Source organism: Actinacidiphila sp. bgisy167 (assembly GCF_965342175.1).
Lineage (GTDB): Bacteria > Actinomycetota > Actinomycetes > Streptomycetales > Streptomycetaceae > Actinacidiphila.
The window spans coordinates 1-19,563 of sequence record NZ_CBDRBL010000044.1 but is presented as its reverse complement, the minus strand read 5'-3'; the positions used below and the strand labels follow the sequence as shown (position 1 = coordinate 19,563).

Here is a 19,563-nt window from a genome sequence, read left to right as displayed (position 1 = left end):
TTGGCAAGGCGGAGAAGGGAGACGCAGCGGAGCTGCGGCGACCGACGACAACGCCGCCAGGCGAGAGCCATCGACCCGCGACGCCGGCCCGCCTATCCGCGCGGCCTCCAAGGGCCGCCTTCGCGGCCCGCTACCCGGTGCGCCAGGCGGGCGGCCGGACGATCCTCGAACTGTGGGTGCCGGCGGAGGAACTGCCGGAGTTCAACCGGCACATCGTGGGACGGATCGAGGTCGTCCACGAGTTCCGGGGCGCGGACGCGTAGCGGCGGCGGTCCCCGACGGGCTCCGGCCCGAGGGCTTGTCGCCCGACCGCACCGGGCTGGGGCGGCCGGGGGGCGGGCGCCTTCTACGGACGGCGTCCGGGAGGACCGGTGATCGGGACGGCGGGCGGCTGGGCCCCCGCCGGGGCGAGCGGACGGAACTGGGGGCCGTAGGTGTGGCGCCCGTCGCCGAGCGGGATCTCCATGAGGGCGAGCGCGGGCTCCTCCAGGTGCCCCATCGTCCTGACCGCGCGGTTGAGCGCACCGTGGTCCCCGGACGACCAGGCGGCCTCCAGGTCGCGCAGCAGTCCGCCGTAGGCCGTGTCGAAGCGGCGCAGCAGAGCCGCGGCCTCGCGGGGCGGGTGGGGCCAGCCTCCCCGGGGGACGACGCCCATGGGGTGGACCTCCGGGAACGGGATGGGCGGGCCGCTGAACTCCCACTGGCCGTCGGTCTCCCGCAGGGTGCGGCCGTGGTAGATCTCGGCGAAGGCGTAGTAGTGGGCCAGGTCGCGGTTGGCCCCGGTGGCCTCGCCGACCGGCGCCGCGGGGGAACTCGCGCTGCCCTCGCCCTGCTCCTTGATGATCTCGATCGCGGCGACGACGTCGTCCAGGGTCCGCATCGGCCGCAGCTCGTCGGGCCCGATGCGCTGACCCAGCTGACCGCGGACGCTGAGCTCGGGGCGGTGCTCGAGGAAGGCGGCGACGACGCCGTTGTAGAAGTCCCCGATGGTCGGCGGCCCCGTGGACGGCTCGGGGCGCGGGGACTCGGGGGTCTCGATCGCCATGAGGACGTCCCGTACGTACGGGCGGGTCAGCCCCGACAGGGACACCGTCAGCTCGCTGCGCACGCCGCCGGGCAGGTGGCAGGGGTAGTCCGGGGTGACGGAGGCGATCCGCGGCCGGCCGCCCACGGCGACCAGCATGTTGCAGGCCAGCCCCATGTGGAACATCTCGTCGGTGACGATGCCGCGCAACAGGCGCGCGACGGTGGCGGACCGGTCCCGTACCGACCACCAGGCGCACAGGTAGGGCGGGATGGTGGCGAGTTCCAGCTCCACGGCCACCTGCAGCGCCTGCCGCAGCCACGGCGTGCCCCGGGAGGGCGGGGGAACGGCCAGCAGCCGGGCGACCATGCCTCGGGCTGCCGCTGCCGCGGCGCCGGGGGCGGCCGCCGGCGCGGCGGTGGCCGCTGCGGCCACGGTGGCCGGGACCGCCGCCGGTGACGACGGGGCGAGCGGGGCCGCGTGGGCGGTGGTGCCGAGGACTGCGGGGGTCACGGCGGCCAGCGCCGCCGACCTGACGAAGCCCCGGCGGTCGAGGGCCGCCGGCGGGGTCACGGCGCTCCCGCGCCCGCTGTCCTGGTCGTCCACCTGTTCCGTCACCCAGGTCTCCGTCCCCGAGAAGATTGGCGCGGGACACGGCACCGGGCAGACCCGCGAGGCTGGCGAAGCTACCAGCCCGGTCCGGCGCCCCGGGGTCGCGACGCCGCCGCGCCGAGCCATGCCGCCCGTGCGGCGCAACGAGGCCCGACACGGCCCGCCGCCCGTCACCACCACCGGCCACGGCCCGGCGCCACCGACCGCCGGACGCCCGCGCCGTCTGCGGCGCGGGCTCCGCCGGGCGCGCCCTTCGCGGGCATACGCTGCCCGGCGGCCCCCCACCACCCACCCGAGGACGTCCAGGTATGCGCGACACCGGCGGCACCACCGCGCTCGTCGTCATCGACATGATCAACACCTATGACCACGAGGACGCCGAGCTGCTGCTCCCCTCGGTGCGCCAGGCGCTGCCCGGGGTGCGGCGGCTGATCTCCCGGGCCCGGGCGGAGGGCGTGGACGTCATCTACGTCAACGACAACTTCGGCCGCTGGCGTTCGCATCACGACGAGATCCTCGGCATCGCCCTCGACGGCCCGCACGCCGACCTGGTGGACCCGGTGCGCCCCGACGCGGACTCGCTGTTCGTCGTGAAGGCCCGGCACTCGATCTTCTTCCAGACCCCGCTCGAATACCTGCTGGGGCAACTGGGCGTGGACCGCCTGGTGCTGTGCGGGCAGGTCACCGAGCAGTGCGTGCTCTACTCGGCGCTGGACGCGCACATCCGCCACCTGCCCACCGTCGTCGCGCCGGACGCGGTCGCGCACATCCACCAGGACCTCGCCGACGCCGCGCTGCGGATGATGGAGCGCAACATGGGCACCCTCGTCGCGCCCTCGACCGGGATCGCACTGCGCCGCGGCTGAGCACGGTACGCCGCGTGCGGAGCGGGCGGCCGCCGCCCCACCGGCGAAAACCCCGTGGTGGCGGCCGGGCGGCGCGTGCCACGCTGGCCGCGGAACGAGTGCACGGGGCACGCGAACGGGCGCGGGAGGGTGGAACGCTGGAGCTCCACGAGTACGCGGAGCGGGACGCGACGGGACTGCGGGCGCTGATCCGCGCCGGGGAGGTGACCGCGGGCGAGGTGGAGACCGTCGCCCGCAGGGCCCTGGAGGTGGCGGACGCCGAGCTCAACGCGCTGACGCTGCCGTTGTTCGACCCCGCGCCCGCGCACCGGCCGGACGGACCCTTCGCAGGCGTGCCGTTCGTGATCAAGGACGGCGGGCCGTTCGCGCGGGGTGTGCCCTTCACCCTCGGCAGCCGGGCCCTTCGCGCAGCGGTCGCGGAGGCCGACCACGATCTGATGGCCCGGTTCCGGGGCGCCGGGCTGGTGGCGCTCGCCCAGAGCACGGCGCCGGAGTTCGGCCTGAGCTTCGCCACCGAGCCGGTGCGGTACGGCCCGACGCGCAACCCCTGGGACACGGCGCGCGGGGTGGGCGGGTCGAGCGGCGGCTCCGCAGCGCTGGTCGCCGCGGGGGCGGTGCCGGTGGCGCACGCCAACGACGCGGGCGGTTCGATCCGCGTCCCGGCGTCCTGCTGCGGGCTGGTGGGGCTCAAGCCGAGCCGGGGGCGCACCCCGTGCGGGCCGCCCGCGGGCGAGGCGGCGTTCGGACTCCAGGTGGAGTTCGCCGTGACCAGGACGGTCCGGGACGCCGCGGCGCTGCTGGACGCCGTGAGCGGGACCTCCTACGGCGAGAAGCACGTCCTCCCGGCGCCCCCGGTGCCGTTCGCGCACGCCGCGCGCTCCGACCCCGGCCGGCTGCGCGTCGCCCTGACCACCGCGGCGTGGTCGGGAACGCCCGTGGACCGACAGGTCGCAGGCGTCACCGTCGACGCGGGCAAGGTGCTGGAGTGGATCGGGCACCGTGTCACCGAGGACACACCGCGCCTGGACGCCGACGACCTCGTGGAGGCGGCCGCGCTGGCCGCGTTCGCCGCGGGTGGTGCGCTGCTGCGGGCGGCGCCGCGTATGGACCGCTCGCTGCTGGAGGCGGTGTCGCGGGCGGTGCTCGCCGAGACCCAGGCGTGCACCGCACTGGAGCTGATGGCGGCGACCGAGGCGCAGCACCGCGTGACCCGCGAGGTGGGCCGCTTCCTCACCGCCTACGACCTGCTCGTCACGCCGACGCTCGGGGCGCTCCCCGCCCCGCACGGCACCCTCGGCTACGACGACCCCCGGCACACGGTGCGCTCCTGGCTGGGCGAGCTGTTCGCGTACGGGCCGTTCACGGCGGCCTTCAACGTCTCGGGGCACCCCGCGGTCAGCCTGCCGCTCGGCCAGAGCCGCGAGGGGCTGCCGATCGGTGTGCAACTGGTCGCCGCACAGGGCCGCGAGGACCTGCTGCTGGGCGTGGCCGCGCAGCTGGAACAGGCCGTCCCGTGGCGGGACCGCCGGCCGCCGTTCCTGGTGGGCTGACCGCCGCGGCGGGGGCGCTGACGGAGCGCACGGCGCGGACGGCGCGGACGGCGCTCAGCTGCTGCTCGGGCTGGTGCCCGTGCCGCTGGCGGGCGGGAACGCGTAGACGTGGTCCGGAGTGACGATCTTGGTGATCGCCTCGGCGAACAGGCTGCTGGGCTCGCTGCCGCCCACGGCGGTGTCGCTGTTGAGCAGCACGACCATGGTCGCCTTGGCGTCGGGCAGATACACGGCGGTGCTCTGGTAGCCGGGCAGCGAGCCGTTGTGGCCGATCCAGCCGTGGTTGTCGAAGAGGCCCAGGCCGTAGCCGATGCCCGCGTACGCGGTGGGGCGGAAGGTCGTGCGCTGCGCCTGGGTCGCCTTGTCGAGCAGTGTGCCCTCGGCCACGATGCGGGCCCACGCGCGCAGGTCCTGCTGGTCGGAGACCATGGCGCCGGCGGCCCAGGCCCAGGAAGGGTTCCAGTCGGTGGCGTCGGCCTCCTTGCCGTCCTCGGTCTGCCGCGTGTAGCCGCGGGCGTGGGGGCTGGGGAAGGCACGTCCCGCGGGGAGGACGGTGTGCTTCAGCCCTGCCCGGTCGAGCACGTCGCGCTGCAGGTACTCGCCGAACGGCCGGCCGCTCGCCTTCTCGACCACCAGGCCCAGCAGCACCGTGTTGGTGTTGGAGTACTGGAAGCGGGAGCCCGGGGCGGACGGCGAGGGGTGCTGGAAGGCGTAGGCGAGCAGTTCCGCGGGGACGAACTCCCGCTCGGGGTCGGCCTTGAGGGCCTTCTGGAAGTTCGGGTCGTCGGTGTAGTTGTAGAGCCCGCTGCGCATCTCGGCGAGCTGCCGCAAGGTGATGCCGTCGCCGCCGGGCACGCCGTCCACATACCGGGAGACGGGGTCGTCGAGCCCGGCCTTCTTCTGGTCGACGAGGGTGAGCAGCGCCGTCACGGTGAAGGTCTTGGTCTCGCTCCCGACCCTCATGTAGAGGCCGGGCTCCATGCGCGCCTTCGACTTCCGGTCGGCCACGCCGAGGGCGCGTACGTAGGAGCCCTTGCCCTCGGCCCACAGCCCGACACTGACGCCGGGCACCCCGGTCCTGCGCAGGGTGTCGTCCAGAGCGTTGTCGAGCCTCCTGACGATCTCGCCGGAGAGCGCCGGGAAGTCGCCGTCGGCGCCCGGAGAACCACTGGGCGAGGCCTGCACGGGCGAGGCCTGCACGGGAGAGGCCTGCGCGCGCGGCGAGGCCGGCGCGGACGCCGCCGTCCTCGTGCCCTCGGCGGACCGGGTGGTGTCCGCGGGCCCGCCGCACGCCAGAGCCATGGGGAGCACGGTGGCGGCGTAGGCCGCCGCGACGGCCCTCCGCACAGCGCTGCGGAGCCTGGGCGGGCGGGCGCACGGGTGCATCATTTCTCGGTGCCTTTCGGCCGTGGGGACGGTGCTGGGCGAGAGCACGCCTTGCGCGAACATAAGCCGACCGCCCCGACCCGGCGAGCGGACGCGCGCGCCGCGCGGCCGGGCGGGTGACGACAGCCCGCGACAGGTGACGGGGGCTGCCGCAAGGGGTTCTGACGGTGGGTCGGCTCGCCGGCCGGGTGGAGGAGAACCCAGGCGGCGCACGCGCACCCGACGGCCGCCGTACAGAGGTCTCGGGCGAGCGTCCACGGCCCCGCTCCGTACGCCCGCGCGGCGAGGACGGGGGATGACGCGACGCCGCGGGCCGGGTCGCGGAACCGCACGACCCGGCCCGCGGCGCCCACCGGCCGCGCGCCGTCGACGGCGACCGCGCTCGCGCCGTGCCCGGCGATTCCGCGGCCTGTGGCCGGAGGTGAACCCCGGGCGCCCGGGCGGGCGGGACGGCCCCGCAACGCGACCGCGGGGGGCGGCACGGAACCCGGCGCCCCGCCCCCGCGCCGGACCCCCGTCCGCGCCGCGTCAGCGCGCGGCCAGAACCGCCAGCCGTGCCGCCGACGTGCCGAGCCCGGTCGGGCCCGTGGGCAGCCGGAGTCCCCCCACCGGGCGGCGCAGTTCCGCCTCGTCGTAGCGGTGGCAGCCGCGGTGCCAGACCAGGATGCCCGCGAGCCAGTTCTGCAACTCGCGCACATAGCCGTCCAGCACCGCCCGCGCCTCCACGCCGAGGGAGAAGTCCTCGTACAGCACGGGGAGTTCGTTCTCGGCCACATGCTGGAACTGCCGCATCCGCCCGGTCATCAGGTCGTGGACGACGGCGAGCGAGGTCCGCTCGTCGCAGTCGAAGAAGTTCTGCACGACCAGCAGGGCGTTGTGGATCTCGCCCTCGTACTCGACCTCCTTCTGGTACGAGAAGACGTCGTTCAGCAGGCAGGCGTAGTCGGCGGCGGAGTTCTCCAGCGACCGCATCGGCCCGCTGCGGTAGACCTCCTCGGGCACCTGCCGGCCGTGGCCCAGCCGGCACAGGCTCATCGTGAGGTCCGAGCCGAAGGTGTGGCGGCGCATCTCCAGGTAGTCGACCGGGTCGGGGACGCGGTTCTGCGCCTGGTTGGCGAGCTCCCACAGCCAGCTGGCCGTCATGTTCTCCACGGCGGTGCGGAAGCGGCGGCGCGCCTGCTCCTCCATCGGCCCGGCCGTCCGCGCCCACAGGTCGGCAAGGCTCCGTTCGAGGGCGGTGGCCGGGGCCGGGGCGGCGGAACCGTCGACCGGCATGAAGGCCGACAGCCGCTCGTTGGCCGCGTGGGCGCCGGCCAGGTCGCGGGTGCGTCCGTACACCGCGGGGAAGTAGTCGTCGGCGTAGGTGCCCCAGGTGAGCCAGCCCGAGGTGAGGTCGAGCCCCTCGGGGGTCGCGTCCGGGTGGATGCCGGCGGCGCACAGCGGGAAGTCGAAGGCGACCAGCTTGTGCTCGTCCCACACGTGCGAGTGCGGGACCCCGGGCTGGGGCAGCAGCATGCCCATCCGGTGCGCCCACTCGACGACATGGCGCCGGGCGGCGTCCAGGTGCGGGCTGAGCGCGGCCGGGAAGGGCATGAGGAAGTCGGGCAGCGGCGTGGGCCCGGTGCGCCGCGGCACATGGGTGAAGGAGCGGAAGCGGGCGGCCTCGGCGCGGCCGGTGGTCCGCACGGTGCCCGCGGACACGCCGAGCCCGCCGGGCAGCGCGAACGGCGACCACCCGTTGCCGGAAGCGCCGCCCGTCCCCCCGCCGTTCATGTAGCGGCTGGAGCGCATGTGCCACTCGTGGCCGCCGGACTGCCAGTCCTGCAGGCCCTTGACGTACGCCAGCACCCGCGCGCGCTCCCCCGGGTCGAGCGCGTGCTCGGCGAAGAGCGGCGGCAGCTCGGTGAGCGCGGTGTTCTCGAACTGCTGCAGCCGGGAGGTCAGCAGGTCGTTGACCGACTCGGCCGCCTCCTGCGTCGTGCAGCCGAGGAAGGTCTCCAGAACCAGCACACCGTTGCTGAGTTCTCCCTCCTCCTCGGTCTCGCGCTGGTACGAGAAGAGGTCGTTGCGCAGGTGCACCCCGTCGGAGAAGGCGTCCCGCAGCACCAGCAGCGGCCGCGCCCCGGCGACGGCGGCCGGCACCTCGGCCCCGGCGGCGTACTCCACGAGCCCCGCCGACCAGGGGGCGCCGCCCACCTTGCGGCGCATCTCGATGTACTCCACCGGGTTGGGCACCCGGCCCGCGTTGATGTTGGACAGCTCCCACAGGGACTCGCCCAGCAGGTGCTCGGTGCTCTCGGCGAAGCGCCTGCGCCAGTCCATGGACATCGCCGGGACCGTGCGCGTCCACAGGTCGGCGAGGCCGGCCTCCACCGGGTTCCGCGGCTCGGGCATGCCCTGCGCCAGGTCCATCGGCATGAAGGCCGGGAGCCGGTCCAAGTAGGCCTTGCCGCCCTCGCGGTCCTGCGTGCGCTTGAACGCCTCCAGGAAGTGGTCGTCGAAGAAGAAGACCCACACGTACCAGTCCGTCACCAGGGAGAGTGCCGGCTCGGAGCAGTCCGGGTGCGTGTACGCGCACAGCAGCGCGTAGTCGTGCGAGTCGAGGTCGTCGGTGTCCCAGATGCCCGAGCCTTCGAGCATCCCCATGTCCCGTGCCCAGCTGCGCGAGTGTTCCCGGGCCTGCTCCACGTGGGGGTTCAGTCGCGCCGGGTACGGCAGGTAGAAGTCGGGCAGTTCAAATGGCTGCGTCACTCATTCAGCGCTACCCGGGCCCGGGGGCGCTATCCGGCATGGCGGGCAACCCATACGAACGGGTGAAAACGCTCCCGGGAACCGCCGGGACCGGCCCCTGTCCCGGGCCGGTCCCCGTCGTCCCCGGGCCTCACTCGCGCCCCGGGTGCTCCCCCCAGCTGCGGCACAGGGCCCAGATGACGAAGACGTCGATGGCGATGACGATGACCGCCCACACCGGGATGTACGGCAGCCACACGAAGTTCACGATGATGTTGAACGCCGCGAGGGCGACACCGACCACCCGGGCCCAGTCGGGGGCGTTCTGCAGCAGCGCGGCGCCGACCACGATGACCAGCACGCCGAGCACGAGGTGGATCCACCCCCACGCCGTCAGGTTGAACTTGAAGACGTAGTCGCCGAGCCCGACCCAGATGTCGTCCTGGGCGATGGCCGAGATGCCCTCGAAGATCATCACGACGCCGGAGACCAGGAGCAGCACCCCGGCGAAGGTGGTACCGCCCGCGGCCAGCCCCGAGTGCGGGCGCTCCATGCGCCACTGCGTCTGCTGGGTCATGAGATGGCTCCTGTCCCTCGCCGCCCGGGCGCGCTGCCCGGACACTCCACACGGTCCGCCCGGCCGGCGGGTACGGCCATCCGCGCTGCGCCGTCCGGGTGAGCCGCGCGGCGGCGCCCGACAGGCGCGATGATCGGGGCATGGCAACGACACTCCACCTGGCCCAGCAGCCCGAGGCCGACGCCCTGCTGACGCGCAGCCCGCTGGCGGCCCTGGTCGGCATGCTGCTCGACCAGCAGATCCCGATGGAATGGGCCTTCGCGGGTCCAACACCCTAGGATCTGCCGGAACTGGGGCCGTTTCCCCTGGTCAGAGGGGTTGTGGCCTCATGGCTGAGCCTTCGACACGCTCTCGGATAGACGTGAGCACACAAGAAGTAGACCTGCTGTTGCGCAAGTCCAAGGTTGTCCGCGAGGGCGAACACGCGCTGAGCATCCGAGCCCAGGAAGAGCGCGGCCGGCGCTGGGCAGCCACCAACGGCTACACGGTGCGCAAGGTGTGGAGAGAGAACCTCAGCGCGTACACGGACACCGTGCGCCCCGTCTATGACGCCGCTATGTCGGCGCTGCAAGACGGCGAGGTACCCGCGCTGTGGGTGTACGCGATGGACCGACTCAGCAGGCGCGGCGCGGGCGCAGTGATGCCCATTCTTGACGCCGGTCGACGTATCGTTTTCGACTACGAAGAACTCGACTCCAGCCGTCCGCGCGACCGCCGCTACATCGTCATGCGCGCCGAGGACGCGAAGGAATTCAGCGACCGGCTAGCGCACAACGTGCGGACGACCAAAGAGCGACAGCGCAACGAAGGTCGGTGGCTGGGCAAGGCTCCGTACGGGCTGCGCGCCGATAAGGGGACGCGACGGCTGAGCCCCGACAATGAACCGCGCGTCTGCCTGGTGGGTACCCGCGCTGAGGTGACCCCATGGGACACGGTGTGCCGGATCTTCAGCGCGATAGCGGATGGTCAGTCCGGCCGTGCCCTTGCCCGCGCGCTCAACGCTGAGGGCATCCCCGGTCCCGTGGGTGCACCGTGGCGCTGCGACTCGATCCGCGCTGTTGTCGTCCACCCTGTCTATGAAGGCTGGCTGACCACGAGCGGACCAAAGAAAGACCCGGTGCCGTACACGGTGGACGGGAAGCGCGTCCGCTGCGCTGATGTGGAGCTGATCCCGCCAGACCTTGCCGAGCGTGCGCGCCGTGTGCTCAGCGGGCATCAGATGGTCGACAGCACGCCGCGCCCTGGTCGTGCCGCTCATTGGCTCACGGGCGGTGTTCTGCGGTGCGACGGCTGCGGGTCCGCGCTGACCGCAAACAGCAACTCCTACCGCTGCAACCTGCATGAAGCGGGCGCGCCATGCCCTGCCCCCGTGTCGGTGAAGCGCAGTTCGATTGAGCGGTACGTAGCGGAAGCGTGGGCTGCGAGGCTGAACGCATCCGACCCGGAAGACCCGCTGCTGCCGGTCATCGCGGAGCGGTACGCGGCTCTTACGCGCCCTGGTGAGACAGCGGAGCTGCGGGACGCCATGGCAGCGTTGAAGGCGGCTGAGGCGGCGCTAGAGAAGTTCCATGAGGACGACCGGGCAGGTTTCTACGCGGGCCGCTCACAGCGCTTTCGCCTGCCAGCGAAGCAGGAAGCCGAAGCGCGCCTAGACGCCGCGGAAGAGCGCGTAGCGGCGCTGGGTACTCGCGCGGTTGACATCTCGCTGTTTGTGAGCGGTGACGCGGAGCGCGTGTGGGACAGCGCGGATTGGGCGTTGAAGCGTGACCTGCTGTTGCTGGCGGTCGACCGGATCACAGTGAAGCAGGGGCGGCGCGGCGTGTACTTCGACGGGCGGCAGCGCGTGCACATCACGTGGGCCGCGCAGGACGACGACAACTAAGCACACACAGCAGCGGCCCCGGCAGCATCTTGGCGGATCAACCGGGGCCGCTGTCCTCAGCAAAGAGGCAGATCAAGCATGTCACAGAGCATTTGCGGAGCGCGTCGACCCGGCTACGAACTGCGCGCACCTGTCGGGCGCATGTCCATCCCGTGCGCGTTGGGCGCTGGACACGAATGCGCGCATGCGAACGCGTTCGGCGACCGTTGGACGAACATTTCGGCGCACATTTCGGATGCACAGCGCGGGGACGCCAGCGCGATCGTGGCCGTGTTGGACGCGATGGAACCGCTCATCTCGCTGTACGCCGGCGGGGACGAGCTGCGACGCGCACGAGCTCGCACAGCGCTGTCTGAGGCACTGCCCGCGTACGCGGCAGGGGACTTCACCACCTTCGCGCGGCACGTCGTTGAAGGGGCGCTAGCGGACGACGCGCACGGGTGGGCAGAGGAGTACGGGGCGCTGTCGCTGCGCTGGGAAGGGCTGCGGGCACGACTGCGCACAGACGACACCTTGCACATTCGGGAGCAGCTTCGGCGCGTGGATGCGCTCATGGCTGCGCTGGTGGGTGACGTGGCCGCGCTGAGTCGCTGAGACAGCGGGAGGGCCGCCCGGTTCACGCTGGGCGGCCTTTTCCATACCCAACACCCGTCACGGAAAGTGTTCGGCCATCACAAGCTGTGACAAGCGTGAAGCCTGCCAGCAGTCAGCGGCAGACCAGCGCGGGCACTCCTACACCAGCAGCGAAAGGGGCGCGGCCTCTGACCTGCCCTTATGTAGTGAGTGTAATTTTTACTACACAACAACATTCCTATAGGCGCTCTATAGAGCGAAGTAAAACGCAGTTCACATCTGCATTCCTGCACACGCTCCCCGCTGCCGGGCTTTCCACTCTCCCACTATATGTAGGACAGTTTCTGTCACCGCGGAGTCGCCACGTGGCCTAGCGCCCCGGTCCGCTTCCTGTTCTAACGCCGCGCGTCGTTAGGTGCTGCCCGTGGGCCGCACGTTGAACGCGCCACTAACCCCCGTCGGGTTGAGTGCTCTATGCCGGTGGCGACCGGGCGTAGACCACTCCCCGACGGGGGTTTTTGTATTGGTCGCCAACCAAAGGACTTCCCCCGTGACTGCCGAGTACAAAGCCGCTCATGCCCGCGTCCGCGCTGAGTACGGTCCTGCACACCTCTATTGTTGTTTGTGGTGTGGCGGTAAGGCCGATGAGTGGGCGCACGCCTACAGCGACCAGGACGCGCTCACTGACAGCGCTGGACTCGTGTACTCCAACGATCCGAAGCATTACGGCCCGCTCTGTTCGCGCGACCACCGTGCGTTCGACGGGATGAAGCGTCGCGGTGCGGACGTCTACGAGTTTATGTGGCGGTACTTCCGCGCAACGGCGCGCCTTTCAAAGGCAGAAAAACGCGCGATGGCGGCGGATCGACGCGCTTACCGCAAGCTGTACGCCACTGCGGCACCGAAGGTTCCTCGCGCATTGCGCGCTGAACGCGATTTCCAGCGAGCGAACGTGCGCGCAGTCGAGCGTGACGACCAACTGACGCCAGCGGAGCGCGATGCGCAACTGGTCGCGCAGATGGAATGCGCGGGATGGACGCGTGCGCGTATCGAGCGCGCGACGCGCAACACAGCGAGCAAAGAGCGCGCACGACGCATGATGCGCGCAACTGCTGACGCCGTGTAGCACACACAAACCGCAGGGGAGCGGCATTTCCGCTGCTCTCCTCCCAGGGGTTGAGCCGGCGTGGCAGTCCTGTGCCAACTGCCCGCCGGCTCCTCCGCATAGCGCACACAACAACGACAGGTGAACAGCATGGATGACAGGATCACAAACACGACGTTGCGCTTCCGCGTAAACGAAGCCACGTTCGCAGCCGCCACGGTGATGCTCGCAGACAACGAGTACGAACCCGCGGCTGTGTCTGCGCTCGCCGAACTTGTACACGCTGCTGCCGACTACGGGCGCATGTGCATTGAAGCTTCGCGCCACGTAGGCGAGATGCGCACGCGTCGCCCGGAGGTGAGCGCGTGAGCAACCAGGCTTCTGAGGCTATGGCGGACGCGCCGGAGTCCACGCCGGATGCGGCACTGGGCGACGCCGGCAAAAGGGCACTGGCCGCCCTTCGTTCCGAAGTCAAGGAACTCAAGGCCAAATTGAAGGCTATGGAGCCCAACAGCGAAGGCGCGCGCGATGCCGCCCCCGCGGAGGATTCCACGTCAGAGAACACGAGCGACTCGGTTCCTGGCGCTGACAACGATGCGAGCGCGACGCCCGTTGACACGTCACAGCCGAAGGCACCGCAATTCGCGGGGCCTGTCCACGAAGGCGACTCCCACAACCTTACCGGCATGCGCCGACAGCTTGGGAATGACGACCTTCGTGGGATGTCTCCCGCAGCGATTGAGGCCGCGCGTAAGGCCGGCCAGTTGCGGGATTTGCTCAGCGGCCGGGCTTGGAACTAGCCGCTGTCTCTCTGACGAAAGGAGTGCCTAACCATGGCACTGACCAACTTCATTCCGGCCGTTTACGCTGCGGCCACTCTCACCGCGCTTGACACCACGCTAGCGTATGGCTCGCTGGGCGTGATTAATCGTGAATATGAGGGGACCGTCTCCGAGTACGGCGGCAGCGTCGTCATCAACACGGTGGCCGATCCCACCATTGAGGACTACGTCCCGTACACGAACATGACCGGCGGGAACGCTGCTTCGACGCAGCAGACTATGCCTGTCGACCAGCGGAAGGCGTGGTCGCTCGACATCGACGACGTCGACTCCGCTCAGGCTCGCGACGACGCTGACTTCATCGGCAAGGTGTCGAACCGTGCGGCTCACCTGCTGGCGAAGAGCGCGGACGCGTACATTGCCGCTCAGATGGCCGCCGCGGTGACCCCCGGTACTGAGGTGACTCTCACCGACCCCGCCGACGCGTTCGACCTGCTGGTTGACATGCGAACCGCGCTGAGCGAAGCCGATGTCCCGGTTGATGGCCGTTGGGTCGTGGTCACACCCAAGCTGCACAGCATGCTCCTCAAGGACACGCGCTTTGTGCAGGGCTCCAGCGGTGCCGACGTGACGCGCTCCAGTGGCGTTGTGGGGCAGGCTGCGGGCTTCGCCGTGCTAGAGAGTTCGCAGGCTCCGGACGGTCCGGGTACCGGCGCTGGAAAGCTCATCATCGCTGGTCACGCGCTGGCCACTACCTACGCTGACCAGATCAGCAAGGTGGAGGCGCTGCGCCACCCCGACCGCTTCACCGACCGGCTCCGCGGGCTGCACGTCTACGGCGCGAAGGTCATCCGTCCGACTGCGCTCGTTGCTCGTGACGTAATCGGCGCGTGATCGCTGGGGGGTCGCTACCGTAACGGTGGCGGCCCCCTTCGTGCTTTCCAGAAAGGAGCGGGCGCGTGGTGCTGCCCAACCTTGCCACTGCCGCCGATTTGGCCGCCCGTGGCGTTGTGGTCGACTCAGCGGAAGAGCCGGTAGCGGAAGCCCTGCTGGGGATCGCTTCGGCCGTTGTACGCGAGGCTGCCGGCTCGCCGATCATCGAGACCACGAGCACGGTCACGCTGCCGGGCAACGGCGGGACACGTCTTGTGCTGCCTGGTCTGCCTACAACGGCCGTTGTCGCGCTGGCAGTGAACGACGTGCCCGTATCGGATTGGACGCTGCGTACCGGCGCTGTGGTGCGTGACGCGGGCTTTGCACGGGGCGCAGAGATCAGCGTGACCTATACGCACGGCCTGCCCGCTGTGCCCGCTGACATCGTGGACCTGGTGTGCCGTATGGCCGCTCGTGGGCTCAGCGCGTACCGGTCCGGCGACCCGGCGGCCAAGCCTGTGATTCAGGAGCGCATAGGCGATTACTCCGTCACCTATGGATACGACGTGTCGTACTCCGACATGGAGCTGCCGAAGTACCTGCGCGCTCGTCTCGCTGCCCGCTTCGGCGCTTCCGTCGCTGGGGTGACGTCGCGGTGAGTCGTGTTAGCCGGCTGCTGAACGGCTCCGCGGAGGTGTGGAGGTACACGCGCACAGCGGACGGTATGGGGGGCTGGATGGAGGCGTGGGCGCGTGTCGCTACGGTGCGCGCCCGGTTCTCCCAGCCGTCCGCCACGGAACGAACGGTGGCAGCGCAGAGCGGCAGCGAGCTATCCCACGTCGTGTTCCTGCCGGCGGCTGCTGACGTGCTGCGCGGGGACGAGTTGCGGCAGGACGGGCGCGTGTTCGACGTGACCGCGACCTATGAGCCGAGCGTGCCGGGCACGTACCTGCGGGCGGACTGTGTGGTGAGGCAGGCAGCGGGATGAAGCTAAGGGGGTGGGCACCCGCGATTTGAAAACCACCCCCCGGGGGGCTGCTGACAGCGGCGACACCCTGACCCCCATGCGCGGTGCGGTGCTGTGCGGTGCTGCACAGGCTCAACCCACTCACCGTGAGGAGTCTGTGCAACCTGCGCGCCCAGCGGACAGACGAGCTGCGAGAAGACGAACGTGCGTTCGAAGGCTGCGTGCCATGGGTGCCCAGCGTGCCGGCCACCTGCCCGACGTGCGTGCGTACCGTGCGCTGGTCTGCTGGGCGTCGCTCGGTCGCTCGTGATCGTTCGGACCGTCACGCTGGGTACCCCACCCCCACCCGTAGGACCCCCTAGGCCCCGGACCTACAGAACGCGGGGGAGGGCGCTGCCTGGTTTGCCCGGTTCAAAGACCCGTCTGTGACGTGCGACACACGCACGCACTGTGACCAGCCGGCGGAGGTGATCGGCCATGGCGCGAGGCGGAGCACATGCCCGCAGTGGGCCAGCAGTGCTAGCGCCTGCCCAGGCTGCCGTCGTCGTCCAACGCTGCTTGCGCCCGAAGCAGAAAGGTGTCTATCGCTCGGTTCACCTTCCTGGCTAGTGACACTACACCTCTACGCCGCATCCGCTGAAATAGTTTTTCATCGATTGCCGCATTTGCTTGTGGCGCAAAGTGGACGAATAGCCGAATGCTGATTGCCAGATGATTGCCGAGACGCTCAATCCTTATGGCATCCTTGCTTACTCGCCGCGGGCCAGCCAGCGCTACGTCCATCGCACTCCTTTTTAGCTCCGCCGCCGCTTCGCTTATCGAATCAGCCGCTTCGTCCTCAAGATCGTCGGGAATTAGTCCGGGGATGGTGTACGGCGAGGATTCGCTACGGAACGCGGAGGCTACGGATATGAACTCCTTGTAGGCCGCGAGGCGGGGTTCTCGCCTTTCTCTGCGATGCTCAGCGCGAACAGCGATGCGCGCCCCTTCCCTCTGTGCCCAGCCTGTTGCCAGCGCTGCGCCAACCGTCGCGACCGAACCTGCAAGTGCCCCCAGTACGGCGGCTGTTCCGGCGTCCATGCCAGGTATGGTGCCTCAGTGGACGGTCAGCACGGGGGCGGATTGACCTAGCTAGTCGGAGACCGCCAGTACCGCTGAGCCCTTCGACTGACAACTGAAGAGCGCCCCCGGCAGACTGTCAGCGAGCACCAGCGTGAAGGGGCGGGAGCATGGCGACGTACAGCGTGAGGGACATCAAGGGCATCACGAGTGAAGTGGCCACGTGCGACAAGTGCGGTCGTGTGCTCGAACAGGCAGTCATTGTTGGCCCCCTCTACGTGGGCCCGGACTGCGCTGCGAAGCTCGTCCAGAAAAGCAGGAGCGTCGTCTCTGCTGCGGCCGATGCGGCCGAAGTCAGGCGGCAACGTGACCTAAGCGCCGCTAAGCAGCGGGAGGCGGACCGTCAGGCTTACGAACGACGCAAACTCGATTGGTTCCAGACTAACTATGGAGCCGACAACTTGGACACAGCGGTGGAAAAGAGCGGCAAGGATTGGGAAGTGGTGTTTGGCGAGTGGTGGGCTTGGGAGAACTCTGGCCACAGCTAATGACCCGTTAGACCACCACACGAGTGAGCCCCGCACTGACCTGCCTGCATGGTGGTCTGTGCGGGGCTCTGTCGCGTTCAGCCTGTCTACCGCCACCTACTCGCGGACCCACAGCGCGGACACTCACACGGCGGCCACCGATGCGAATACAGCGGCGGCAAGTTCTCGTTGCTGGCCACGTCAACGGGCTCCGACCACGTCTCCCCGCTGTCCGTGCTCGTGCGCATCCGGAGCAGCGTGCGCGGGCCAGCGGCAGCGTCCGTAGCGAGCATTTCGGCGTACAGGCGCGCAAGCGGTGCGTACTGCCATTCGTCACTCAGCATCGTGCCCGCCCCCCGGAAGGCGCATGCCCCGTGACTGGGCGACGCGGAGCGTGTCCGACAGTGCCTCGCTGAGGCGCATGACGACGAAGCGCGACTGTTCCGGCGTTAAGGGCTCGTCGTCCGCGAGCATGAGGCGCGCGTGAGTCAGCAGCTCCGCCGCTGTGTTGAGCTGCACAGCCTCTATGCGGTCAGCGATGCGGGCAATCGCACCTCCCGCTGACACGTACGCGGGCTTACCGCCCCATGGCAGGAGACGCCGCGTCATGTCGCGCGCTGGCTCGGCGTCGATGATCGGCAGGTAGCCGGACCACGTGTCGCGGAAGATGTTTTGGTGGTGCCCTTCGTGGTCGGCGGGTAGGGCACAGCGGAGGTAGCCGCGTCCGGTGCCGCCGTGCTCGTATCCGGGCCGGTGCTGGTCGCAAGTCTTTACCGCCGTGCTCATGCCGCAGCCCCCGGCATGTCCTGCCCCAGCGCTGCCAACGCGAGCGCCCGTCGCCGTTCCCGTTGCCGGCGCGCTTCCTCCGCGCGTTCATGGTGGACGAGATACAGCGGCACTAGCGGCAGGTCGTCAGACTCGATCACCGCCGCCGGACGCGGGGAACGGTGGTTGGGCAGCGCGCTGGGTGCTGTGCGCTGGGCTGGCACGGGCGCTACGGCCCGACGTCGACCACGGGCAGGAAAGAGCCACGCGAGCAGCGCAGCGATAAGGTTCGACATAGCCGAAGCTCCATCTTCGGTAAGCCCCGGTACGGACGTAGCCGCGTCCTGCCGGGGCGCTTTGTTTCTCGGGTAAACGAGCGTAGCGCGTAGTAGGTAGTGGTGGGTAGTGGTTGGTGGTGGTGCTGGGTAATGCGTGGTGGCGGGTAGCGGCTTACGGTCGACGCGTGGACAGGATCAACCCCGACTCCCCCGATTACGTGTACGAGCAACTTGCGGCGATTCTTGAACGCAAGATCCGCACTGGTCAGTACGCGCCCGGTTCGCGCCTGCCGGGTGAGCTAGCCATGACGCATGACTTCGGAGTCGGTCCGGGCACGGTTCGGCGCGCGCTGAGCATCTTGCGGGACGCTGGTCTGGTGGTCACCCGTCCGGCGCGCGGCACCTTCGTGGCCGATCCGCTGCCGCCGGCTGAGACGTTGTAACGGCTGGTCAGACACAGATACCAGGGTGTAGGGTCCACTTTCTCGGGGCCCTGGACCATCGCGCAGCGCATGGGCCAGGACGACCTCGACGCCGGCGAGATCGCCGCGTACGACCCCGAGGCCTTCTCCGATCTGCTCTCGCGCAAGCCCGCCGTCCACCGCTACCCGGGGTCGATGGCCAAGCGGGTGCAGCAGCTGTGCCAGTACCTCGTGGAGCACTACGACGGCGACGCCGAAGCGGTCTGGCGCGATGCCGCCGACGGCCGCGAGCTGCTGGCCAGGCTCAACGAGCTGCCCGGTTTCGGGAAGCAGAAGGCGCAGATCTTTCTGGCCCTGCTGGGCAAGCAGCTCGGCGTGACGCCCGAGGGCTGGCGCGAAGCGGCGGGCCCCTACGGGGAGCAGGGCTCCCACCGGTCGGTCGCCGACATCACCGGCCCGAAGTCGCTGGAGAAGGTGCGGGCCTTCAAGCAGGAGCAGAAGCGGGCCGCCAAGGAGGCGAAGGCCGCGAAGGGGTCCTCAGCCTAACCTAAGCCGCCCGGGTGGTCTTCCGCCGCCCGGGCGGCCCTGCTCCCCTGACGCCCATACGTCGGATAGTCAGATTTGCGGCGTGATGTCCGAGACTCCGCTGCTCTTCGCCGTGGGCGTGTTCCTGGCCGCCCTCGGCCTGCTCATCGCGCTGTTCAGCCCGGAGCTGGCGCACCGCATCGACGCGCTCGTCGCACACTGCGCCGCCGCGATCCGCTGCCGACGGCCCCGCGGTCGGGACCTCCGGCGCTTCATCCCCGTCCCTCGAAAGTGGGCCGCGCCACAAGACTCCTTGAAGGTTCAAGGGAATGCCGCTATAGTGAAGGAGGTTGAATCGTAAACCAAATCGTCCCCGAGGAGTTCACCATGGGCCTGTTCAGCCGCAAGAGCGACACCACCGAGACCGCCGCGACCACCGCCGTCGCCGCCACGCCGTCCGCCGACCTGACGCACCTGACCGGCGAGTACACCATCGACCCGACCCACAGCGAGATCGGCTTCGCCGTGCGCCACGCGATGGTCACCACCGTGCGCGGCCAGTTCGCGGAGTACGAGGGCGTGCTGCGGCTGGACGGCAGCAAGCCCGCCAACTCCTCTGCCGAGGTCACCATCAAGGTCGCCAGCATCGACACCAACCAGGCCCAGCGCGACGAGCACCTGCGCACCGGTGACTTCTTCGACGCCGCCACCTACCCCGAGATCAGCTTCCGGAGCACCTCCGCCGAGCAGGTCGACGACGAGACCTACCGCATGCACGGTGACCTCGCGATCAAGGGCACCACCCGGCAGGTCTCCATCGACTTCACCTACAACGGCTCCGCCACCGACCCCTACGGCAACCTGCGCGTCGGTTTCGAGGGCTCCACGACCGTCAACCGCGGCGACTGGGGCCTCACCTACAACGCGGCTCTCGAGGGCGGCGGTGTCCTGATCAGCGACAAGGTCAAGCTGACTTTCGACATCTCCGCGATCAAGGCGGCCTGAAACCGCTGACGTCGGCTGTCCCCGGCCGCGATGGACGGCGCGGCAGAGGGCGGAT

Annotated in this window: 20 protein-coding genes and 2 pseudogenes; 16 read left to right on the top strand and 6 right to left on the bottom strand. The window is 69.9% G+C overall.

Going from position 1 to position 19,563, the window contains the following annotated elements; genetic code table 11:
- Nucleotides 1-346: 346 nt before the first annotated feature.
- On the bottom strand, nt 347-1,642 hold the full coding sequence (locus tag ACRWND_RS18005) for a ferritin-like domain-containing protein (RefSeq protein ID WP_431950503.1): 1,296 nt from the start codon (nt 1,640-1,642) through the stop codon (nt 347-349).
- Between the two features lie 302 nt (nt 1,643-1,944).
- Here ACRWND_RS18005 and ACRWND_RS18000 point away from each other — a divergent pair, with 302 nt between their 5' ends.
- Together ACRWND_RS18000 and ACRWND_RS17995 are read left to right on the top strand one after the other, a co-directional pair.
- On the top strand, nt 1,945-2,502 hold the full coding sequence (locus ACRWND_RS18000; protein ID WP_431950501.1) for a cysteine hydrolase family protein: 558 nt from the start codon (nt 1,945-1,947) through the stop codon (nt 2,500-2,502).
- Between the two features lie 98 nt (nt 2,503-2,600).
- Nucleotides 2,601-4,052: an amidase gene (locus tag ACRWND_RS17995; RefSeq protein WP_431950499.1), complete on the top strand. Its 1,452-nt coding sequence runs from the start codon at nt 2,601-2,603 to the stop codon at nt 4,050-4,052.
- 54 nt (nt 4,053-4,106) lie between these two features.
- On the opposite strand, the gene ACRWND_RS17990 is transcribed toward ACRWND_RS17995, so the two are convergent.
- The 3 genes from ACRWND_RS17990 to ACRWND_RS17980 form a co-directional block, all read right to left on the bottom strand.
- Nucleotides 4,107-5,354: a serine hydrolase domain-containing protein gene (locus tag ACRWND_RS17990; RefSeq protein ID WP_431950497.1), complete on the bottom strand. Its 1,248-nt coding sequence runs from the start codon at nt 5,352-5,354 to the stop codon at nt 4,107-4,109.
- A 612-nt stretch (nt 5,355-5,966) separates the two neighbouring features.
- Entirely contained in the window at nt 5,967-8,189 is a 2,223-nt protein-coding gene (locus ACRWND_RS17985) for a family 2 encapsulin nanocompartment cargo protein terpene cyclase (protein WP_431950495.1), read from the bottom strand.
- A gap of 130 nt (nt 8,190-8,319) precedes the next feature.
- A complete protein-coding gene (locus ACRWND_RS17980; protein ID WP_431950493.1) occupies nt 8,320-8,745 on the bottom strand; it encodes a DUF7144 family membrane protein in 426 nt (141 codons plus the stop codon).
- Nucleotides 8,746-8,885: 140 nt separating this feature from the next.
- Between ACRWND_RS17980 and ACRWND_RS17975 the strand changes: the two are divergent.
- From ACRWND_RS17975 to ACRWND_RS17935, 9 genes and pseudogenes are all read left to right on the top strand, one after another.
- Nucleotides 8,886-9,014: pseudogene (locus ACRWND_RS17975) on the top strand (HhH-GPD-type base excision DNA repair protein); the annotation flags it as partial.
- 92 nt (nt 9,015-9,106) lie between these two features.
- Nucleotides 9,107-10,627: a recombinase family protein gene (locus ACRWND_RS17970; protein WP_431950491.1), complete on the top strand. Its 1,521-nt coding sequence runs from the start codon at nt 9,107-9,109 to the stop codon at nt 10,625-10,627.
- Between the two features lie 78 nt (nt 10,628-10,705).
- Nucleotides 10,706-11,221, top strand: coding sequence for a hypothetical protein (locus ACRWND_RS17965; RefSeq protein WP_431950489.1), 516 nt, complete (start codon nt 10,706-10,708; stop codon nt 11,219-11,221).
- A gap of 529 nt (nt 11,222-11,750) precedes the next feature.
- Complete coding sequence (locus ACRWND_RS17960; protein ID WP_431950487.1) at nt 11,751-12,326, top strand: hypothetical protein; 576 nt, start codon at nt 11,751-11,753, stop codon at nt 12,324-12,326.
- A 129-nt stretch (nt 12,327-12,455) separates the two neighbouring features.
- Nucleotides 12,456-12,674 (top strand): hypothetical protein, encoded by a 219-nt coding sequence (locus ACRWND_RS17955; protein WP_431950485.1) that lies wholly within the window; start codon nt 12,456-12,458, stop codon nt 12,672-12,674.
- Nucleotides 12,671-13,105 (top strand): hypothetical protein, encoded by a 435-nt coding sequence (locus ACRWND_RS17950; protein ID WP_431950483.1) that lies wholly within the window; start codon nt 12,671-12,673, stop codon nt 13,103-13,105. The genes ACRWND_RS17955 and ACRWND_RS17950 overlap by 4 nt, the downstream gene beginning before the upstream one ends.
- Before the next feature lie 33 nt (nt 13,106-13,138).
- Nucleotides 13,139-13,981 (top strand): P22 coat protein - protein 5 domain protein, encoded by an 843-nt coding sequence (locus ACRWND_RS17945; protein WP_431950481.1) that lies wholly within the window; start codon nt 13,139-13,141, stop codon nt 13,979-13,981.
- Nucleotides 13,982-14,046: 65 nt separating this feature from the next.
- On the top strand, nt 14,047-14,619 hold the full coding sequence (locus tag ACRWND_RS17940; protein WP_431950479.1) for a hypothetical protein: 573 nt from the start codon (nt 14,047-14,049) through the stop codon (nt 14,617-14,619).
- Nucleotides 14,616-14,948 (top strand): phage head closure protein, encoded by a 333-nt coding sequence (locus tag ACRWND_RS17935; protein ID WP_431950477.1) that lies wholly within the window; start codon nt 14,616-14,618, stop codon nt 14,946-14,948. The genes ACRWND_RS17940 and ACRWND_RS17935 overlap by 4 nt, the downstream gene beginning before the upstream one ends.
- A 498-nt stretch (nt 14,949-15,446) precedes the next feature.
- Here the strand turns inward: ACRWND_RS17935 and ACRWND_RS17930 are convergent, their stop codons facing one another.
- Complete coding sequence (locus tag ACRWND_RS17930) at nt 15,447-16,007, bottom strand: hypothetical protein (RefSeq protein WP_431950475.1); 561 nt, start codon at nt 16,005-16,007, stop codon at nt 15,447-15,449.
- Nucleotides 16,008-16,156: 149 nt separating this feature from the next.
- On the opposite strand from ACRWND_RS17930, the gene ACRWND_RS17925 reads away from it, so the two are divergent.
- A complete protein-coding gene (locus tag ACRWND_RS17925; RefSeq protein WP_431950473.1) occupies nt 16,157-16,534 on the top strand; it encodes a hypothetical protein in 378 nt (125 codons plus the stop codon).
- 312 nt (nt 16,535-16,846) lie between these two features.
- On the opposite strand, the gene ACRWND_RS17920 is transcribed toward ACRWND_RS17925, so the two are convergent.
- A complete protein-coding gene (locus ACRWND_RS17920) occupies nt 16,847-17,299 on the bottom strand; it encodes a hypothetical protein (RefSeq protein ID WP_431950471.1) in 453 nt (150 codons plus the stop codon).
- Between the two features lie 442 nt (nt 17,300-17,741).
- On the opposite strand from ACRWND_RS17920, the gene ACRWND_RS17915 reads away from it, so the two are divergent.
- The 4 genes and pseudogenes from ACRWND_RS17915 to ACRWND_RS17900 all read left to right on the top strand — a co-directional run bounded on the left by ACRWND_RS17915 (nt 17,742) and on the right by ACRWND_RS17900 (nt 19,508).
- The gene (locus ACRWND_RS17915; protein WP_431950469.1) at nt 17,742-17,999 is read left to right on the top strand and encodes a GntR family transcriptional regulator; all 258 of its coding nucleotides are present in this window, start codon (nt 17,742-17,744) and stop codon (nt 17,997-17,999) included.
- 39 nt (nt 18,000-18,038) lie between these two features.
- Nucleotides 18,039-18,524 (top strand): annotated as a pseudogene (locus ACRWND_RS17910) (HhH-GPD-type base excision DNA repair protein); the annotation flags it as partial.
- An 82-nt stretch (nt 18,525-18,606) separates the two neighbouring features.
- Nucleotides 18,607-18,864 carry a hypothetical protein gene (locus ACRWND_RS17905; RefSeq protein WP_431950467.1) on the top strand — a complete coding sequence of 86 codons (258 nt, stop codon included), beginning with the start codon at nt 18,607-18,609 and terminating at the stop codon, nt 18,862-18,864.
- 26 nt (nt 18,865-18,890) lie between these two features.
- The gene (locus ACRWND_RS17900; RefSeq protein WP_431950465.1) at nt 18,891-19,508 is read left to right on the top strand and encodes a YceI family protein; all 618 of its coding nucleotides are present in this window, start codon (nt 18,891-18,893) and stop codon (nt 19,506-19,508) included.
- Nucleotides 19,509-19,563 lie beyond the last annotated feature (55 nt).